Source organism: Teredinibacter waterburyi (genome assembly GCF_001922985.1).
Lineage (GTDB): Bacteria > Pseudomonadota > Gammaproteobacteria > Pseudomonadales > Cellvibrionaceae > Teredinibacter > Teredinibacter waterburyi.
In genome coordinates this window covers 1-2,305 of record NZ_MRUH01000046.1, presented here as the reverse complement: position 1 = coordinate 2,305, position 2,305 = coordinate 1, and the positions used below count along the sequence as shown (strand labels likewise).

Sequence of the window (2,305 nt, the reverse complement as noted above, 5' to 3'; positions counted from 1 at the left end):
TGAGCTGCTGGATGCTTCGGACACCTATTGGAATGAGGGCGAAGGCTGGCTTGCGATTGGCGGCAACGCCAGCAATCCATTCGAGGCGGTGTTTGACGGCAATGGCTACAGCATCCACAACCTGATGATTAATCGCACCGATAGCTATTATCAGGGGTTATTTGGCTACATCGATGGCGCAACTATTCAGAACCTCGGCCTCCAAGGGCCGTTAATGTCGGTTACCGCGCGCAGCAATGTGGGTGGTCTTGTGGGCAGAGCAGTAAACAGCACCCTTACGGAGGTATTTTCAACCGGCTGGGTAGAATCAACCACTAGTTCCGGCGCCTACGCGGGTGGCTTGGCGGGTTACTTAGAATCAACGGATCTGTCTGCCTGTTTTGCCACGGGGGCGGTGTCTGCGGTTGGTAATTATGTTGGCGGTCTTGTGGGCTATACACGTTCGTCCACTATTAGCGACTGCTTTGCGACTGGAGCTGTTGCAGGCAGCAGTACCCTTGGTTCTTTGGTGGGGCTCGCGTCTGGAGCTGTGGCTAGCCGCAATTTGTCTACTGGAGGGGGCGGGCATAACCTCAATTTTGATATTTTTAGTGGCACCCCTAGTTATAACTACTGGTGGACGGACTCAACAGCTCGCAGTACCGGTGATGAGGGTAGCGGTGCGGCCATGGCCGAATTGCAATGCCCTACCAGTGCCGATAATAGCGATTGCACCAGTGTTAACCTCTATGTGGGCTGGGCTGAGGCACTAACCAATGACGGCGAGCCCCGTTGGGATTTTGGTACAGCCACTCAATTGCCAGGCCTGCGTATTAACGGCGTAATCTACCGCGATAGTGACGGCGATGGTGCGCTGGATGGTGACGATGTCTTTCCCAATAATATTGCCGCCAGTGTAGACAGCGACGGAGACGGCGCACCTGATGCTTGGTCCTTAGGCTGCGATTTCGCCTGTCGAGTAGCCTCCGGCTTAACCCTGGACCAATTCCCCGCAAGCTCAGCAGCGATTGCAGATGCCGATCTCGACGGCCTACCCGATACTTGGGCAGAAGGCTGTGATGCAAACTGTCAAACGGATTCAGGCCTAACATTGGATGCCTACCCAAAGGATACCGATAATGACGGTCTCAGCAATGCAGAAGATACCGACGACAATAACGACGGGGTTCCCGATGCCGATGCCGATTCCGATGGTTTAATCGACATTGCAAGTTGGGCCGAGTTAGATGCCATACGCTATAGCCTGAAGGGCTACGGGAAACAACTCAGTGCTGACGGCGAGCTGGACAGCTCGGGCTGCCCTGGCATCATTATAGATGGCGTGGCCGTACCAGCATGTTTTGGTTACGAGCTACTGGCCGATCTGGACTTCGATACCAATGGCGATGAGCTGCTGGATGCTTCGGACACCTATTGGGATGAAGACGAAGGCTGGATTGCGATTGGCAAAAGCACCAATCCATTCGAGGCTGTGTTTGACGGCAACGGCTACAGTATCCACAACCTGATGATTAATCGCCCCAATAGTGAGTATCAGGGGTTATTTGGCTACATAGATGGCGCGACTATTCAGAACCTCGGCCTCCAAGGGCCGTTAATGTCGGTTACCGCGCGCAGCAATGTGGGTGGTCTTGTGGGCAGAGCAGTAAACAGCACCCTTACGGAGGTATTTTCAACCGGCTGGGTAGAATCAACCTATAGTTCCAGCGCCTACGCGGGTGGCTTGGCGGGTTACCTAGACTCAACGGAGCTGTCTGCCTGTTTTGCCACGGGAGCGGTGTCTGCGGTTAGTTATTATGTTGGCGGTCTTGTGGGCTATACAACAGCGTCGACTATTAGCGACTGCTTTGCGACCGGGGCTGTTGTAGGGAGCAGTAACCTTGGTTCTTTGGTGGGGTACGGGTCTGGAACAAGTAATGTGGCGAGCCGCAATCTGTCTACCGGTGGCGGTGGGTATAACAGCAATGTTGGTTACTTTAGTGGCACCCCTAGTTATAACTACTGGTGGACGGATTCTACAGCTCGCAGTACCGGTGATGAGGGTACCGGTGCAGCCCTAGCTGAATTGCAATGCCCTACCAGTGCCGATAATAGCGACTGTACCAGTGTTAACCTCTATGTGGGCTGGGCTGACGTACTAACCAATGACGGCGAGCCCCGCTGGGATTTTGGTACGGCCACTCAATTGCCTGGCCTGCGTATTAACGGCGCGATCTACCGCGATAGTGACGGCGATGGTGCGATGGATGGTGACGATGCCTTTCCGAATAATATTGCCGCCAGTGTAGACAGCGACGGAGACGGC

1 protein-coding gene is annotated in these 2,305 nt (G+C 54.4%); it reads left to right on the top strand.

Going from position 1 to position 2,305, the window contains the following annotated elements; genetic code table 11:
- Positions 1-2,305, top strand: a 2,305-nt coding sequence (locus IDZ20_RS05425; RefSeq protein WP_281250543.1) for a GLUG motif-containing protein, incomplete at both ends; no start/stop codon positions are given.